Genomic DNA, 16,400 nt, shown 5'->3' with positions numbered 1-16,400 from the left:
ATCATGGGTTTCAAGGACCCGACATTCCCCGCGGTCGACCCGCACGAATTCCTCGCACTGCCCCTCCGCGACCGGATCAAGACGTTGAGCACCCAGTGGGCCGGCTCCGGATTCGGCACCCCCTACATGGTGCACACCATCTACATCCTCAAACTGGTCGTGTTCTACGGCTTCCTCGGCGTGGTCATCGCGACCACGACCTCGGGCCTGTCTCCATTCACCGTGGTCGGCGACGGCGGCTGGTGGAACCAGCCCATCGTCTACCAGAAGCTGGTCATGTGGACGCTCCTGGTCGAGACCATCGGCATCGGCGGATCGTGGGGTCCGCTCGCCGGCAAGGCCAAGCCCATGACCGGCGGAATCCTGTTCTGGGCCAAGCGCAACACGATCCGGCTGCGTCCCTTCACCTGGGTGCCCGGCACCGCCGGCGACCGCCGCACGCCCCTCGACATCGGGCTCTACCTGCTGCTGCTCGCCTCCTACGTCCTGGTGATCGCCCTGCCCGGCGTGCAGAACGTCTCGAACTTCAGCACCGCGATGCAGTCCCTCGGGATCGACACCGCCGCGGGCCTGGTCCGTCCGGCACTGTTCTTCGTGCCCATCGTCCTGCTGATCCTGATGGGCCTGCGGGACAAGACGGTCTTCCTCGCCGCTCGCAGTGAGCAGTACATCCCCCCGATGCTCGCCTTCGCGATCCTGCCCCTGCTGTCCGCCGGTCACGGCTTCACGAACATGATCATCGCGCTCAAGCTGATCATCGGCATCGTCTGGATCGGGGCCGGCATCTCCAAGCTCAACGAGCACTTCGTCATGGTGATACCGCCGATGGTGAGCAACGCACCGTCGAACCCGTTCTCCGGGATCCGGAAGGCGATGTACCGCAACTACCCCGAGGATCTGCGCCCCTCCGGGCTCGCGCGGTTCATGGCGCACGGGCCGGGCACCGTCGTCGAGATCGTGGCCCCGCTGATCCTGCTGTTCTCCTCGAACCACACGGTCACACTCATCGCCGGCGTGTTCATGTGCCTCTACCACCTGTTCATCATCTCCACCTTCCCGCTGGCGGTGCCGCTGGAGTGGAACCTGATGTTCTCCCACACCACCCTGATCCTGTTCCTGGGCTTCCCCGCCGACCGCGGCTACGCCCTCTGGGACATGACCCCCGCGTGGCTCGCCCTGATCGTCGCGGCAGCACTGATGTTCTTCCCGATCCTGGGAAACCTTCGCCCCGACAAGATCTCGTTCCTCCCGTCGATGCGGCAGTACGGCGGCAACTGGGCCTCCGCGATCTGGGCCTTCGCGCCCGGCGCCGAGGAGAAGCTCAATCGGGTCACCCGCTCCGCCCCGAACCAGGTCGACCAGTTCATCGCCGCCGGCTACCCGCCCGAGTGGGCCGAGATCACGCTGCAGATGACCGCCGGCTGGCGCTCGCTGCACAGCCAGGGCCGCGGCCTGTTCTCCGTGCTGCACGCCGTGGCACCGGACATCGACCAGCGGTCGGTCCGCGAGGCGGAGTTCCTCTGCAATTCCCTGATCGGCTTCAACTTCGGTGAAGGCCACCTGCACAACGAGGATATGATCAAGGCCGTGCAGGACGAGGCCGGGTTCGAGCCCGGCGAGGTCCTCATCGTCTGGGTCGAGTCGCAGCCGATCCACAAGAACTACCAGTGCTACAAGGTGATCGACCCCGCGCTCGGCGTCGTCGAGGAGGGCACCTGGGTACTCTCCGACCTGGTCGACGAGCAGCCCTGGCTCCCGAACGGCCCCGCCAAGCACACCGTCACCTGGTCGAACCTGGCCTCCCGCAACAACCGCCGCCCCGCGGTCGAGAACAAGGAGAAGACGGCATGACCACCGCCACCGTCGTCGGCGCCGGCCCCAACGGCCTGGCCGCCGCGATCACCCTGGCCCGAGAGGGCGTGGACGTCACGCTCCTCGAGGCGGCCGACACCGTCGGCGGTGGCATCCGCTCCTTCGAGGCCCTGGCTCCCGGCCTGATCCACGACCACTGCGCCGCCATGCATCCGATGGCCGTCGGCTCACCCTTCCTGAACTCGCTCGACCTCGCCCGGCACGGACTGCGCTGGCTCGCGGCCGAGATCGACTGCGTGCAGCCGCTCGACGACGGCACGGCGGGGGTGCTGCGGCGCACCGTCGACGAGACGGCCGCCGGGATGGGACCCGACGGTGCGCTGTGGAAGGCCCTGTTCGACAGCACCGTCCGAAACATCGACAAGGTCGGCCCGGCGATCCTGTCGCCCCTGCTCCGTGTCCCGAAGCACCCGATCCACCTGGCGCGCTTCGGCGCCCCCGCGCCGCTCCCGGCCTCGCTGCTGGCCCGGGCCTTCCGCACGCCGCAGGCGCGGGCGCTGTGGGGCGGCGTCGCCGCACACACCTTCCGGCCCCTGCACCAGCCCATGACCTCCGCGATCGGCCTCGGCCTGCTCTCCGCGGGCCACGCCTACGGCTGGAAGGTCGCCGAGGGCGGGTCCGGCGCCATCGCCGCCGCGCTGACGGCCGAGCTGCTGGCGCTGGGCGGCACCGTCGAGACCGGGGTGCGGGTGACCTCGCTGCGCGAGGTGGAGTCCAGCGATCTCGTGCTCTTCGACCTGGACCCCGCGCAGGTGGCGGGCATCGTCGGCGATGTCCTGCCGGCGCGGGTCCGCCGGGCGTTCGAGGGGTTCCGACGGGGACCCGGCGCCTTCAAGGTCGATTTCGCCGTGCAGGGCGGCGTGCCCTGGACCAACCCCGACGCCCGCCGGTCGAGCACCGTCCACCTGGGCGGGGACTTCGCCGAGACGGCGGCGACCGAGCGCGACATCGCCGCCGGGCGGATGCCCGATCGTCCGTTCGTGCTGGTCGGCCAGCAGTACCTCGCGGACCCGTCGCGCAGCGCGGGCGACATCCATCCGGTCTGGTCGTACGCGCACGTCCCGGGCGGCTACACCGGCGACGCGACCGAAGCGATCATCGCTCAGATCGAGCGCTTCGCCCCGGGGTTCCGGGAACGGATCGTGGGTACCGCGGTCTGCTCGACGACCGAGATGTCGCGCTACAACGCCAACTTCGTCGGCGGCGACATCAACACCGGATCCAAGGACCCGCTCCAGCTGGTCTTCGGACCCCGGATCACCCTGCAGCCCTACGACCTCGGCGTCCCCGGCATGTACATCTGCTCCGCCGCCACCCCACCCGGCCCGGCCGCGCACGGGATGTGCGGGCACCACGCGGCGACCCGGGCGCTGCGGCAGTTGGGGCGTTAGGGGCGCTGGACCGGAGCCGCCGGCCGAGCGCCGGCCGGTCCGGCGAACACCGTCCGGCCCAGGGCCTGCCACACCAGCAGGACCGCGCCGAGGAAGACCGCGACCGCACCCGCAGGCACCGCCAGCGGCCAGTAGAAGACCGCCCCGACGGCGACCATCGCGACGCCGATGCCGACCGAGACCGGCAGGCTCTGCTGCGCCATCGGAATCATCTTCCGGCCGGTGGACCACAGGCTGATCGGGGTGCGGCGGAAGACCTCCGTCATCGCGACGGTGAAGAAGACCGTGACGACGAAGGTGCACACCGTGACGATCGGGGCGTACACGTCGAATCGGAAGCGCTGGATCGTGGGTGCCAGCTCCTGCAGCGCGAACGCGTGCACGAGGAAGATGCCGAACGAACGGTCCGAGGCGGTCTTGAGGAACCTGTCCCAGAACGAGCCGGCCGTGCGGTGATCGGCCCAGTACGTGCCCGCTGCGTAGAGGGCCAGGATGATCATGACGAACATGACGGCCGCATAGGGGTGGAAGACGTTCGCGGCGTCGGTCGGGAACATCCCGTCCATGCTGACCTTGGAGCCGTAGACGATCAGCGTCGCCATCACCACGCCGATCGCCAGCGTGATCACCCGTCCGCGATAGCGCACGACCACATCCCGGACACCCTCGATGTGCATCGCCGCGACGCAGCCCAGCAGCGTGAAGAACTGGTACGGGAAGACCGTGGCGGGGAGGTGATTCCACAGCTTGGCGAGCAGGCCGTAGTTGAACATCTCGGGGCGGGCGTTGGTCATGTAGTGCAGCAGGACCAGATGGAAGACGAAACTCGCGGCCAGGATGTACCGGTGGTAGCCCATGGTCCAGCGGAGGAACTTCAGCAGCAGCGGGAAGATCAGGTACACCTGCATCGTCACGAAGACGAAGTAGAGGTGGTACCACGCGTCGCCGGTGAGCAGGTCGTACCCGAGCACCTTGAGCGCCGCCTTCGTGGATTCCCAGGTCTCGAAGGTGCGCCAGACATTGGAGAACGCCGGCGGCCACATGACGTACATGTGGTACAGCCAGTAGAAGACGGACCAGGTCAGGAAGGGCAGGCCGACGGCCTTGTACCGGCGCCGCCAGAAGTCGACCGCGTCCAGCTTGCGGTCCCGGTACTGGTAGACCAGCACGAATCCGGTGAGCGCGAAGAACGCGTTGCGCGTGTAGTGGAAGATCGTCTGGACCGCGTTGGACGCCACACTGAACGGGAACGTGGTACCCGAGACGCAGTGATCGAAGATGACGCCCGCGAAGGTCACGATGCGCACGATGTCGAGCTCGTAGAGATGCCCGCCCTTGCGCTTCGGCTTCGCGGGGGCCGCGGGCTCCGCCGCCGGGGTGGGCTCAGTACCCGCCGGCTCGGTGCCGCGTTCGCTCATCGTCTGGTCCACACCCACTGATCAACAATCCCTCATACACCACGGCAATACCTGGTCACAGGCCGCTTCGTACGGTAACCGTTGGCACAGCGCCGATCCAACTCCGGCGCACACCTCCCAGGAGACTGCCAGGACGGCGCGCCACGACGTACGGTGCGCCCGATTCGCGGCGCCGCGCGGGCATGTGGTTGCTCCTGAAAGCCATGCGCGCCACGCATGGCTGGGTTCGCGCAGGTCAGGGGATGTTTCTGGCAGGAGGGCTATTCACTGCGCGAATACCCCTCCGTCTTCGGCCCGACGGTGCCCACCGTCCCGCTGCCTCCAACCGGCACGGGCCGATCGCCTGCGAGCGCGAACGCGGCGCGAGGGACGACGGCGCGGCGCGGGGGACGACGGCTCCCCCACCGAGCGCCCGGCGTTTCACCGGGGACCGAACGCCGGCTGGGGGGCACGGCGTCGCGCGGGGGACGACGGAGCGGGGACCTGACACGGCACTTCGGCACAGCACTGCGGCGCGAGGGAGCGCGGCGCAGGCGCACCGTCGAACGATGGGACGGGAGCCATGCGTCAAGTGCATGGCCCCGACCTCCGAAAACCATATTTGAGCTGGGAAAATATCAGCCATGCGCGGGGCGCACGGCTCGCCGGAACACCGTCCGCCTCCAGCCCCGGCTCCGGCCCGGTGACGAGCACCGTCGGGCACGGCTCAGTTCGCGGCCCAGCCGCCGTCCATGGTGTACGACGCCCCGGTGACCATCGCGGCCGCCGGCGAGCAGAGCCAGGAGACGAGACCGGCGACCTCGTCGGGCTCGATGAGGCGCTTGATCGCGGGGCGGGCGAGGAAGACCTCGTCGGTGACCTGCTGCTCGGTGATCCCGTGCGCGGCGGCCTGCTCCGCGATCTGCTTCGCAACCAGCGCCGTGCGCACGTAGCCGGGGTTCACGCAGTTGCTGGTGACGCCGTGCTCGCCGCCCTCGAGCGCCGTGACCTTGGACAGGCCCTCGACGCCGTGCTTGGCGGCGACATAGGCCGCCTTGTACTTCGACGCCCGCAGCCCGTGCACGGACGAGACGTGCACGATCCGGCCGGAGCCGCGCTCGTACATCGCCGGCAGCGCGGCGCGGGTCAGCAGGAAGGGCGCCTCGAGCATGAGCACCATGATGCGGTGGAACCACGCCGGATCGAACTCCTCGATCGGCGCGACGTGCTGCACGCCGGCGTTGTTGACGAGCACGTCCACGTCGAGGCGCAGGTCCGCGAGCGCGGCCGTGTCGGTCAGGTCGAGCTCGAGCGCGGACCCGCCGATCTCGGCGGCCACCCCGGCGGCCGCGGCACCGTCGCGATCGACGACGGTGACGTGGGCACCGTCGGCGGCCAGCCGGCGCGCGACGGCGGCCCCGATCCCCGCGGCCGCGCCGGTGACGAGAGCCTTCACGCCTTGACCTGGAGGTCGGCGGCTGCGCGGTCGAGCATCGCGCGGTCCTGCGCATCGACATCGGAGAGGCTGATGCCGCGGGTCTCCCGCACGAAGAACACGGCGATGAAGGTGATCAGGCACGCGCCGGCGAGGTAGAAGGCGATCGGCAGAGAGCTGTTGTAGGCCTTGAGCAGCTTCGTGGCGATGATCGGGGCGAGCGAGCCCGCCACGACCGCGGTGACCTGCGCGGCCAGGGAGACGCCCGAGTAGCGCATCCGGGTGGGGAAGGCCTCAGCCATGATCGCGGGCTGCGGCGCGTACATCATCGCGTGGAAGACCAGGCCGATGGTGATCGCGGTGACCACCATGGCGTTGTTGCCCGTGTCGAACATGGGGAAGGCGAAGAAGCCCCACGTCGCCGACAGCGCCGCGCCCACCCAGTACACGGGCTTGCGGCCGACGCGGTCGGTGAGCGCGCCGAACATCGGCATCACGACGAAGTGCACCGCGTGCGCGATGAGCAGCCAGGTGAGGATGTGCGTGGTGCTCATCTTCACCACGAGCTTGAGGTACGTGATCGAGAAGGTCACCAGCAGGTAGTAGAAGATGTTCTCGCCGAACCGCAGGCCCATCGCCGAGAGCACGCCGCGCGGGTAGCGCTTGAGCACCTCGAGCACGCCGTAGGACACCGCCTTCTCGGCCTCGATCTCCTTCTGCGCCTCCTGGAAGAGCGGAGACTCGTCGACCTGGGTCCGGATGTAATAGCCGACCAGCACGATCACGGCCGACAGCCAGAAGGCGATGCGCCAGCCCCACGCCAGGAAGTCGGACTCGGACAGCACGCTGGTCAGGATCAGCAGGACGACGGTGGCGACGATGTTGCCGCCCGGAACGCCGGCCTGCGGCCACGACGCCCAGAAACCGCGCGATCGGTTCGGGCTGTGCTCCCCGACGAGCAGCACGGCGCCGCCCCACTCACCGCCGACCGCGAAGCCCTGCAGGAAGCGCAGCAGCACCAGCAGAGTCGGCGCCAGATAGCCGACCTGATCGAAGGTCGGCAGGCAGCCCATGAGGAAGGTGGCGGCGCCGACCAGCACGATCGACACCTGCAGGAGCTTCTTGCGGCCGAACCGGTCGCCCAGATGTCCGAACACGATGCCGCCGACGGGCCGCGCCGCGAAACCCACCGCGTAGGTGATGAAGGCGGCGATGATCTGGTCGTAGGGGCTGCCGCCCTGCGGGAACATGATCTTGTTGAAGACCAGCGTCGCGGCCGTGCCGTAGAGGAAGAACTCGTACCACTCGACGACCGTTCCGGCCATCGATGCTCCGACGATCTTGCGCAGCCCCGTGGGCCGCTCCAGGTCGGACTGCGCCATACCTACTCCTTGTGTGATGAGTCATAGCCGGATCGGGATGTGATCCATGCCATGTTTCACGAAGTATGTATGGATAAAATCGCAGACACAATGCCCACGATCGCCGATCGGATCTGCATCCATGCACACGTCTGACCCCAGCGCCGACGGGCTGCTCACCCTGCTCGCCGTCGCCCGCACCGGCCGCTACACCGCGGCGGCCGATGTCCTGGGCATCAACCACACCACCGCGTCGCGCCGGGTCGCCGCGCTGGAACAGACGCTCGGCGGGCCGCTGCTGGCCCGCGCCGCCTCCGGCTGGGAGCTCACCGACCTCGGCCGGACCGCCGTCGGGGCCGCCGAGCGGATCGAGGCCGTGCTGCACGGACTGGACGCCGACACCGACCACGACCTGCACGGGAAGGTGCGGATCGCCGCCACCGACGGGTTCAGCGCGCGGGTCGTGGCGCCCGCGATCGCGACGCTGGGCCGGGCGCACCCGCGGCTGTCCGTCGACCTGCTGACCGTGACGCGCCGCGCACCGTCGACCCGCTCCGGCGTGGACATCGAGGTGGTGGTGGGGCGGCCCGAGACGTACCGGGTGGAGCCCGAACTCCTCGCGCCCTACCGGCTCGGCCTGTACGGCTCCCGGGGCTACCTCGAGGCCGACGGGACGCCGCAGCGACCCCGGGAGCTCACGGGCCGGCCGCTGGTCTACTTCATCGACTCGATGCTCACGGTCGACGACCTCGACCTCGCGCGCGTGCTCGTCCCCGGCATGGCGGACCGGCTGAGCTCGACGAACGTGCTCGTGCACGTCGAGGCCACCTGCGCCGGGGCCGGACTCGGACTGCTCCCCTGCTTCCTCGCCGACGGCCGCCCCGACCTCGTGCGGGTGCTGCCCGACGAGGTGTCCGTCCAGCTCGAGTACTGGATGGTGGTGCGGCCCGAGGCGGCGCAGCGCCGCGAGGTGGCCGCGGTGGTCACGGCGCTGCGCGCACAGGTCGGGTCGATGCGAGCGGCACTGCTCGGCGAGGGATGATCTTCGGGCTCAGCGCAATTCGTCGAGCCGGACGTGCCCGTCCTGCAGGAGGCGCGCGGCGAGGGCGGTCTTGGTGGTGGCGTGCCGACCCGCGGCGACGTACTTCGCGCGCACCCGCGCGACGTGCTCGGCCACGGTGCACTCGGCGATGTACAGCTCCCGCGCCGCGGACGCCTTGCTCTCCGTGCACAGCCACGCCCGCAGTACTTCGACCTCCCGCTCGGTCAGCCAGACGGGCTCGGGCTCGTCCATCGCTCTCGTCATCATCGCTGCGGTCATGACTCCACCCCTGCCTCGCCGGATCCGGCGGTTTCGCCACCGTCGACGCTAGCGACGGGACGCCGGCCCCGAAAGCGGGTCCGTCCCGCCGGGGAAGACCCCCTCACCGTTACCCAAGGACAACGAAACAGACGATCCGGCACGATCTTTCACTCGTCCCCGACGGCTCCGCGGCGGCGGCGTATGTTTCTCCCATGACCGAATCGGACGCGGTCGTCGAACAGCCGGCGAACCGTGCGACGCACACCGTGGGCATCGTCGAGGATCACGCGCTGATCGTGCTCGGCTTCGAGGCCAGCCTGGCCGCCGTCGACGACCTCGCGTTCGTCGGCCACGCGCCGAGCGTGGACGAGCTCCTCGCCCGCGGCCGACCCGACGTGGTGGTGCTCGACCTGCTCCTCGCCGACGGCACCGCGCCCGAGGCGAACATCGAGAAGCTGCACACCGCCGGGTCCCGGGTCCTGGTGTACACGGGCAGCTTCGACACCGATCCGTACCTCGCGCGCCAGGCCGCCCGGTGCGGCGTCTGGGGCATCGTGCCGAAGACGGTGAGCGGGGCGGAGCTCGTGCAGGCCGTGCGGGACACCGCCGACGAACGCCCCGTCGTGACCACCGAATGGGCCGCGGCGATCGACGGCGACCCGGACTTCTCCGACGTGGGGCTGAGCCCACAGCAGCGGGAGGTCCTCGCGTTGTACGCGTCGGGCGAGACCACCGCCCGCGTCGCCGAGCTGACCGCGCTCTCCCCCAAGACCGTCGAGAGCTACATCGACCGGATCCGCGCCAAGTACGCCGTGCAGGGCCGCCCGGCGGAGACCAAGCTGCACATGTACCAGCGGGCCGTCGAGGACGGCTTCCTGCAGGCGCCGCGCAGGCGGCGATGGTCGCGCTGACAGCGGGGACCCGCGGGGCCGTCCCGCCGACGGTGCCCGAGGGGCCGGCCGGCGCCGACGAGCGACTGACCAGGGTGTTCGCTCGATTCATCGCCGCGGGCTACCTGTTCGACCTCGTCACCACGTTCCCGTCCGTGCTCGACGCGTGGCGCGTCGCGCCGTGGCTCACGGCGGTCACCGCGCCGGCGGTCTTCGGCACCGGCGCCGCCCTGCTACCCGCGAGCTTCGCCCGCGCGCACCGTCGAGTCATCGGGCGGGCCGCGCTGGTGGCAGGCGTCGCGTACCTCGCCGCGGTGCTGCTGTGGCTCATCGCCGACGCGATCAGCCCCCTGCAGCTGCCGGGCGACCACTTCCTCTACTACATCCCCGCGCTCGCCGCGATGGCCGTCGCGATGCCCGTGGGTCCGGCGACGGCCACCGGATACGGCGTCGTCGTCGTGGTCGGCACGGTGCTGCTCAACCACCGGGTGGGCGCCTCCCACGATCCGTACGTCCCGGCGCTGCTGTTCTCGCTGGTCTTCACCGCGGTGTTCCTCTCCGCATCCATCGTCGCGTGGCGTGCCGGGCGCCGGCTCGACCTCGCGCAGGCCGAGGCCCTGGAGGCGACGGCCGCCGAGGCCTCGGCGCAGGCCCGCGGCGACGAGCAGCAGCGGTTCGCCGCCCTCGTCCACGACGACGTGATCGCGACACTGCTCGCCGCGACCCGCATCGACGACGCCCCGGCGATCGCGCAGCACGCCCGGACGGTGCTCACCGCCGTCGACGACTACGAGGGCCCGAGCGATCGGGCGGACGCGACCGCGGGCGCAGCGGCAGCCGCTCTCGGCGCCGCGGTCGGCCGCAGCGCGCCCCACGCGCAGTGGTCGGCGCAGGTCGATCCGGACGCCGGACGCGTACCGTCGGACGCACTGACGGGAGCGATCGCCGCGACCGCGGAAGCGCTGCGCAACGTGCAGCGGCACGCCGGGACGGGCGACCGTGCCTCGGTCGACGCCGTCTTCGAGGAATCGGGCTTCAGTGTGGTCGTCCGCGACGACGGCGTCGGATTCGACCCGCGCACCGTCGCGCCCGACCGGCTCGGCGTGGCGGGCAGCATCCTGGGCCGGATGCGGTCGATCCCCGGCGGTGCGGCCGCCGTCGAATCGGCGCCGGGCGCGGGCACCGTCGTGACGGTCCGGTGGGCGCGATGAGGAACGACCAGGACGTCCGAGACATCATCGGCATGCGGCACCGGGGCGCGACCGCGCTGGCCTGGGCGATCGTCGCGACCTTCGCCGTCCTCTCGTGGTACGCACGCGCCGACCTGGATCCGGCGTGGCCGCAGGTCATCGGCATCGTCGGTCTCCTGCTCGGCGCGATGGTGCTGGTCCGCGCCCCCGGCGATCCGTTGCCGTGGCGATGGACCCTCGTCGTCGCCGCGGGCGGCCCGGTCGCGGCGTTGAGCGTGTTCCCCTTCCTGCCCGCCGACTACGCCTTCGCCCTCACCACCTGGCCCATCGGCGCCGGCGCCGTCCTCACCTCCTACCTCGCGGTGCGCGGACGGGCGATCACGACCTGGGCGTCGGTCGCGCTGACGGGAGCCGTCGTGGTCTGGTGGGCCGTCACCCGCGGCCACGGGGCGCTCGACGGGGTGCTGCGCTGCCTGCCGAGCGCGACGGTGACCCTGACCGCCACGTTCTTCGCGCTGACGCTCCGGCCGGTGGCGCGGTGGACCTTCGTGATGCGGGCGCGGACCAGGGAGCGGCGCGCGGCGGAGGCCGCGGCCGAGACCGCCCGGGAGGTGCGCGGCCGGCAGCGCGACTTCCTCGACCGGGAGGCGCGCCCGATGCTCGAGCGGCTCGCGACCGGCGTCCCGCTGACGGCGGCGGAACGGCTGGAGTGCCGCATCGTCGAGGCGCGGCTGCGGGACTCCGTGCGCGCCCCGGGCCTGCTCTCGCCCCGCATCGCCGACGCGGCGGACCGGGCCCGGCGCCGGGGCGTCGACGTCGTACTCCTCGACGACGGCGGCCTGCGCGACCTGGCGACACCGGTCGCCGACGCCATCCGCGACCGGATCGCCGACGCCGTCGACTCGCTCCCCGTCGGATCGGTGACGGCGCGCGCCGTCCCGCCCGGACGCGCGTTGGCGGCCACCGTCCTCCTGCGGGCGCCCGACGGGGCGACGACGCGGATCGAGCTGCCCGTTTCCGCCTGAACTCTTGCGCCGTCCTGTGTTGAATAGCAAACTGTCATCAATGCGGGTCTCAGTTCGGTGATGCCGCGACGAGCAAGGGGATGCACGGATGACGACTCTCGCGGAGGCGACCGGGACGCGGACGATCGGACTGCTGGGGATCGGCTCGTACCGCCCCGAGCGCGTGGTCACCAACGACGAGATCTGCGAGAAGATCGACTCGTCCGACGAGTGGATCTACACCCGCACCGGGATCAGGTCGCGGCGGTTCGCGCGGCGCGACGAGTCGGTCGTCGAGATGGCCGTCGAAGCCGGGCGGCGCGCCGTGGCCAACGCCCTGCTCACGGGCGCGGACATCGACGCGGTCATCGTCGCCACCAACACCCACTACCTGCAGACGCCGGCCGCCGGCGTGAAGGTCGCCACCGAGCTCGGCGCGAACGGCGTGCCCGCCTTCGACGTCACCGTCGGCTGCGCCGGCTTCGGCTACGGCATGGCGATCGCGGCCGACATGGTGCGCGGCGGCAGCGCGCGCCGGGTGCTGGTGATCGGCGCCGAGCAGCTGTCCGTGAGCATGGACATGACCGACCGCGGCAACTGCTTCATCTTCGGCGACGGGGCGGGCGCGGTGATCGTCGGCCCGACCGAGGAGCAGCAGCTCGGGCCGGTCGTCTGGGGGAGCGACGGCACCCAGTTCAACGCGATCCGGCAGGACATCGACTGGATCACCTTCCTCGACGGTGACGACCACGCGAACCGCCCCTACCTGCGGCTCGAGGGCACCGCGGTGTTCCGCTGGGCAGCGTTCGAGATGGGTGGGGCGGCGCAGCGCGCGATGGACGCGGCGGGGGTCACCGCCGCCGACATCGAGGTCTTCGTCCCGCACCAGGCGAACTCGCGGATCAACGAGCTCCTCGCGCGCAGTCTGCACCTGCCCGAGCACACCGTGATCGCCGACGACATCGAGCGCACCGGCAACACCTCCGCCGCGTCCATCCCGCTGGCGATGGACGACCTGCTCTCCACCGGCCGGGCCAAGCCGGGCCAGACCGCGCTGCTGCTCGGCTACGGCGCCGGCCTGAGTTACGCCGCCCAGGTGGTGAAGCTCCCGCCCGTGCCCTTCGAGTGAGTTCTGCGGGCGTCCACCGCCGCGCGGTAGACTGTCCGCTTGACCATGAGCGCAGCGACTACCGGCGGAGGGCCCTCGTTCACCCCCGAGGACCTGATCGGATTCTTCGGGGGGCCGACCGTCCGGCGGGCGGGCGAGTACGTGGGCACCGGCCTCATCGGCGATCTCGAGTGGGACGACGAGAAGCACCTGGTGACCGGCGTCGTCGCCGGTTCCCGGGAGTACGACACCAAGGTCTGGATCGCGCCCGCCGGCGACCGCTGGCGACCCGTCCGCTCGCACTGCACCTGCCCCGTCGCGATGAACTGCAAGCACGGCGCGGCCCTGCTGCTCGAGCTCACCGCGGAGGACGTCGAGGACGGCGTCGTCGAGCAGCCCGACCCCTGGGAGCGGCAGCTCGAGGCCCTGCTCCCCCACACCCCGCGCACGAGCGCCGCCGTGCTGCCCGTCGCGCTGCAGTTCGACGTGGACGAACGCGGCGTCGTCTCCGGCCAGCGGCTGCAGGTGCGGCTCGCGACGCCCGGCATGCGCGACGGGTCCTGGGTCGCCGGCGACGTGCGGTGGCGCACCATCGCCACCGCGCCGCGGGTCTCCCCCGCCCAGCGCGACGCGCTGGCGCCGCTCGCGCAGCTCATCACGTGGTCGCTGTACGGCGTGGACGCCTGGGCCGACCTGGGGATGGTCGACACGCCGCTGCTCTGGGACCAGCTCCGCGCCGTCCGCGACGCGGGCGTCCCCTTGCTGCTGAAGAAGGCACGGGGCAGCGTGATCCTCGGCCCGCCGACGCGGCTCGGGCTGGTGGCGCGATCCTCGGACGGGAGCGTCGAGCTGGACCGGGAGGTCGACTTCGGCGACGGTCCGCGGCCCTTCACGGGCGGGCTGCTCGGCGCGCACCGCGCCCTCGGGGTGTTCCAGCAGGACGGCGACGTGCTGCGGCTCGCGCCGCTCGAGCCGCCGCTGTCCCCGAACCACACCGGCGCGCTGCGCCGCTTCACGCCCGTGGTCGTCCCGGCCGCGGCCGTCCCGCAGTTGCGCGAGAAGTACCTGCCGTACCTCGCGGCGGTCGCGCCCGTCCGCGACCCGGAGCAACTGGTCGGCGAGGTCGAGGTGCTCGGGCCCGAGTTGCTGTGCACCGCACGGTATTTCCCCGAGGCCGCCGAGCTCGAGGTCGACTGGAAGTGGCGGTACACTGTCGGCGGCGAGGTCCGGGACTACACGCTCGGGCGCGAGCCGGCGGGTCTGGCGGACGCGGTCGGGCAGCAGCGGATCACCCGCGCGATGGCGGTGTCGCTGCGCGAGGCCGCCGTGGGCGTCGACCACTCGCAGGGCTTCTACCGCGGCACCGAGGCCGCGGTCTGGCTGGCCGAGGTCGCGCCGGTGCTGCGGTCGGTGCCGGCGGTGATCGTCGAGGTCGTCGACGATCCCGGGTTCCGCTGGGCGGAGAGCTCGGCCTCGGTGTCCGTGCGGGTACGCGGCGACTCCGACAATCCGTCGACGGACTGGTTCGACCTCGAGGTGGCCGTCGAGGTCGACGGCGAGGAGGTCCCCTTCCGGGACGTCTTCACCGCCGTCGCCGCGGGCCACGACACCCTGGTCACGCCCGGCGGCGTACTCGCGCGGATCGACGGTGAGCGGTTCGATCGGCTCCGCGAGCTCATCGGTGAGGCGCGGGACCTGCCCGCCCGCGGCGCGCGGCGCGCGGGTCGGGCCGCCGGGTCCGGGCCGGGCGCGCCGGATCGGGACGGGCTGCGGATCAGCCGGTTCCAGGCGGGCCTCGTCGACGACCTCGCCGACCTCGCCGACGCCACGGAGTTCGACGGTGACTGGTCGCGCCGGGTCGGCGCCCTGACGGCGGGCGACCTCGCGCGGCAGGAGGCACCGTCGACCTTGAAGGCCGAGCTGCGGCCGTACCAGCGGGACGGCCTGGACTGGCTGGCGTTCCTGTACGACAACGACTTCGGCGGGATCCTGGCCGACGACATGGGTCTCGGTAAGACGGTCCAGACGCTGGCGCTGATCTGCCGGGCGCACGAAACCGCGGGCCCTGCGCGACCCGGGCCGTTCCTGGTGGTCGCGCCGACCTCCGTGGTGAGCAACTGGGCGGCGGAGTGCAAGCGGTTCGCGCCGCACCTGTCGGTGGCGGTGGTGTCCGAGACCTCGAGGAAGTCCGGGTCGTCGATCGCCGCGGTCGTGGCGGGCGCCGATGTCGTGCTGACCTCGTACACGCTGCTCCGGCTGGACGCCGAGGAGTACGCGGGCGTGCGGTGGGCCGGCGTGATCCTCGACGAGGCGCAGTTCGTGAAGAACCCGCGGTCGAAAGCGTTCGCCGCGGTGACGATGCTGGACCGGCCCTTCACCCTCGCCGTGACCGGTACCCCGATGGAGAACCATCTCGAGGAGCTGTGGGCCCTCACCGCACTCACCGTGCCGGGGTTGTTCCCAGGGCGGTCATGGTTCGCCGAGGAGTACCGGCGGCCCATCGAGCGGGGCGGCGACGACGACCGCCTCGCCCGGCTGCGGCGGCGCGTGCGGCCGTTCATGCTCCGCCGCACCAAGGACCTCGTCGCCAAGGACCTGCCGGCGAAGACGGAATCCGTGGTACAGGTGGAACTCTCGGAAGAGCACCGGCACACCTACGACCGGATCCTCGCCGATCAGCGGGCGAAGCTGCTGGGGTTGCTCGACGACTTCGAGGGCAACCGGTTCGAGATCCTGCGGTCGCTGACGATGCTGCGCCGGCTCGCGCTCGACCCGTCGCTGATCGACGAGGAGCTCGCGGTCGAGGACGTGGCCAAGCTCGATTTCCTGGTGGAGAAGCTGGACGAGCTGCTCGAGGAGAAGCACGCGGTGCTGGTGTTCAGCCAGTTCACCGGGTTCCTGCGCAAGGCGGCCGAGCGCCTCGACGAGGAGGGCGTGGAGTACGCGTACCTCGACGGATCGACGACCGACCGGCCCGCGGCGATCGAGAAGTTCACCTCCGGGGAGGTGCAGGTGTTCCTGATCTCCCTGAAGGCCGGCGGATTCGGGCTCAACCTCGTGCAGGCGGACTACTGCTTCCTCCTGGACCCGTGGTGGAACCCCGCCGCCGAGGCGCAGGCCATCGACCGCGCGCACCGCATCGGGCAGACCCGCAGCGTGATGGTCTACCGGCTGGTCTCCGCGGACACCATCGAGGACAAGGTGATGGCGCTCAAGGAGCGCAAGGCGGCACTGTTCGAGTCCGTGGTGGGCGGGGAGGGCGGCTTCGACGCCCGGCTCGCGGAGTCCGACATCCGGGCGCTGTTCGAGGACTGAGGTTCGGGGCCGGGGCCGGGGCCGGGGCCGGGGCCGGGGCGAGCATAGTCGCCGCGAACAGTCATGCACGCCGCGCATACCCCTATTTGCGCAGGTCAGAGGCTATCTTCTCATCAGAGGTTATGCGCGACATG

Annotated in this window: 12 protein-coding genes; 8 read left to right on the top strand and 4 right to left on the bottom strand. The window is 71.0% G+C overall.

Going from position 1 to position 16,400, the window contains the following annotated elements; translation table 11 throughout:
* Positions 1-3 precede the first annotated feature (3 nt).
* On the top strand, positions 4-1,851 hold the full coding sequence (locus tag AXK60_RS21905; protein ID WP_068574475.1) for a DUF3556 domain-containing protein: 1,848 nt from the start codon (positions 4-6) through the stop codon (positions 1,849-1,851).
* Complete coding sequence (locus AXK60_RS21900; RefSeq protein WP_068574473.1) at positions 1,848-3,263, top strand: phytoene desaturase family protein; 1,416 nt, start codon at positions 1,848-1,850, stop codon at positions 3,261-3,263. Before AXK60_RS21905 ends, AXK60_RS21900 begins: the two co-directional genes overlap by 4 nt.
* On the opposite strand, the gene AXK60_RS21895 is transcribed toward AXK60_RS21900, so the two are convergent.
* The 3 genes from AXK60_RS21895 to AXK60_RS21885 all read right to left on the bottom strand — a co-directional run bounded on the left by AXK60_RS21895 (position 3,260) and on the right by AXK60_RS21885 (position 7,477).
* Positions 3,260-4,681, bottom strand: a complete 1,422-nt coding sequence (locus AXK60_RS21895; protein WP_139058076.1) for an acyltransferase — start codon at positions 4,679-4,681, stop codon at positions 3,260-3,262. The genes AXK60_RS21900 and AXK60_RS21895 overlap by 4 nt on opposite strands.
* A 706-nt stretch (positions 4,682-5,387) precedes the next feature.
* Positions 5,388-6,116: a 3-hydroxybutyrate dehydrogenase gene (locus AXK60_RS21890; protein WP_068574468.1), complete on the bottom strand. Its 729-nt coding sequence runs from the start codon at positions 6,114-6,116 to the stop codon at positions 5,388-5,390.
* Positions 6,113-7,477, bottom strand: coding sequence for an MFS transporter (locus AXK60_RS21885; RefSeq protein WP_068574466.1), 1,365 nt, complete (start codon positions 7,475-7,477; stop codon positions 6,113-6,115). The genes AXK60_RS21890 and AXK60_RS21885 overlap by 4 nt, the downstream gene beginning before the upstream one ends.
* A gap of 121 nt (positions 7,478-7,598) precedes the next feature.
* On the opposite strand from AXK60_RS21885, the gene AXK60_RS21880 reads away from it, so the two are divergent.
* Positions 7,599-8,498: a LysR family transcriptional regulator gene (locus AXK60_RS21880; RefSeq protein ID WP_068574464.1), complete on the top strand. Its 900-nt coding sequence runs from the start codon at positions 7,599-7,601 to the stop codon at positions 8,496-8,498.
* A gap of 9 nt (positions 8,499-8,507) precedes the next feature.
* On the opposite strand, the gene AXK60_RS21875 is transcribed toward AXK60_RS21880, so the two are convergent.
* Positions 8,508-8,777 (bottom strand): LuxR C-terminal-related transcriptional regulator, encoded by a 270-nt coding sequence (locus AXK60_RS21875; RefSeq protein ID WP_068574463.1) that lies wholly within the window; start codon positions 8,775-8,777, stop codon positions 8,508-8,510.
* A 194-nt stretch (positions 8,778-8,971) separates the two neighbouring features.
* Between AXK60_RS21875 and AXK60_RS21870 the strand changes: the two genes are divergently transcribed.
* The 5 genes from AXK60_RS21870 to AXK60_RS21850 all read left to right on the top strand — a co-directional run bounded on the left by AXK60_RS21870 (position 8,972) and on the right by AXK60_RS21850 (position 16,266).
* The gene (locus AXK60_RS21870) at positions 8,972-9,670 is read left to right on the top strand and encodes a response regulator transcription factor (protein ID WP_068574461.1); all 699 of its coding nucleotides are present in this window, start codon (positions 8,972-8,974) and stop codon (positions 9,668-9,670) included.
* On the top strand, positions 9,658-10,860 hold the full coding sequence (locus tag AXK60_RS21865; protein WP_068574459.1) for a sensor histidine kinase: 1,203 nt from the start codon (positions 9,658-9,660) through the stop codon (positions 10,858-10,860). Before AXK60_RS21870 ends, AXK60_RS21865 begins: the two co-directional genes overlap by 13 nt.
* Positions 10,857-11,864: a hypothetical protein gene (locus AXK60_RS21860; RefSeq protein ID WP_068747209.1), complete on the top strand. Its 1,008-nt coding sequence runs from the start codon at positions 10,857-10,859 to the stop codon at positions 11,862-11,864. Before AXK60_RS21865 ends, AXK60_RS21860 begins: the two co-directional genes overlap by 4 nt.
* An 88-nt stretch (positions 11,865-11,952) precedes the next feature.
* Complete coding sequence (locus AXK60_RS21855) at positions 11,953-12,972, top strand: beta-ketoacyl-ACP synthase III (RefSeq protein WP_068574455.1); 1,020 nt, start codon at positions 11,953-11,955, stop codon at positions 12,970-12,972.
* 45 nt (positions 12,973-13,017) lie between these two features.
* Positions 13,018-16,266: a DEAD/DEAH box helicase gene (locus AXK60_RS21850; protein WP_068574453.1), complete on the top strand. Its 3,249-nt coding sequence runs from the start codon at positions 13,018-13,020 to the stop codon at positions 16,264-16,266.
* The last annotated feature ends 134 nt before the right edge of the window (positions 16,267-16,400 follow it).

This window comes from Tsukamurella pseudospumae, assembly GCF_001575195.1.
Classification (GTDB): Bacteria; Actinomycetota; Actinomycetes; order Mycobacteriales; family Mycobacteriaceae; genus Tsukamurella; species Tsukamurella pseudospumae.
The sequence above is the reverse complement of the archived record's forward strand: the minus strand, read 5'-3'. Positions and strand labels throughout refer to the sequence as shown.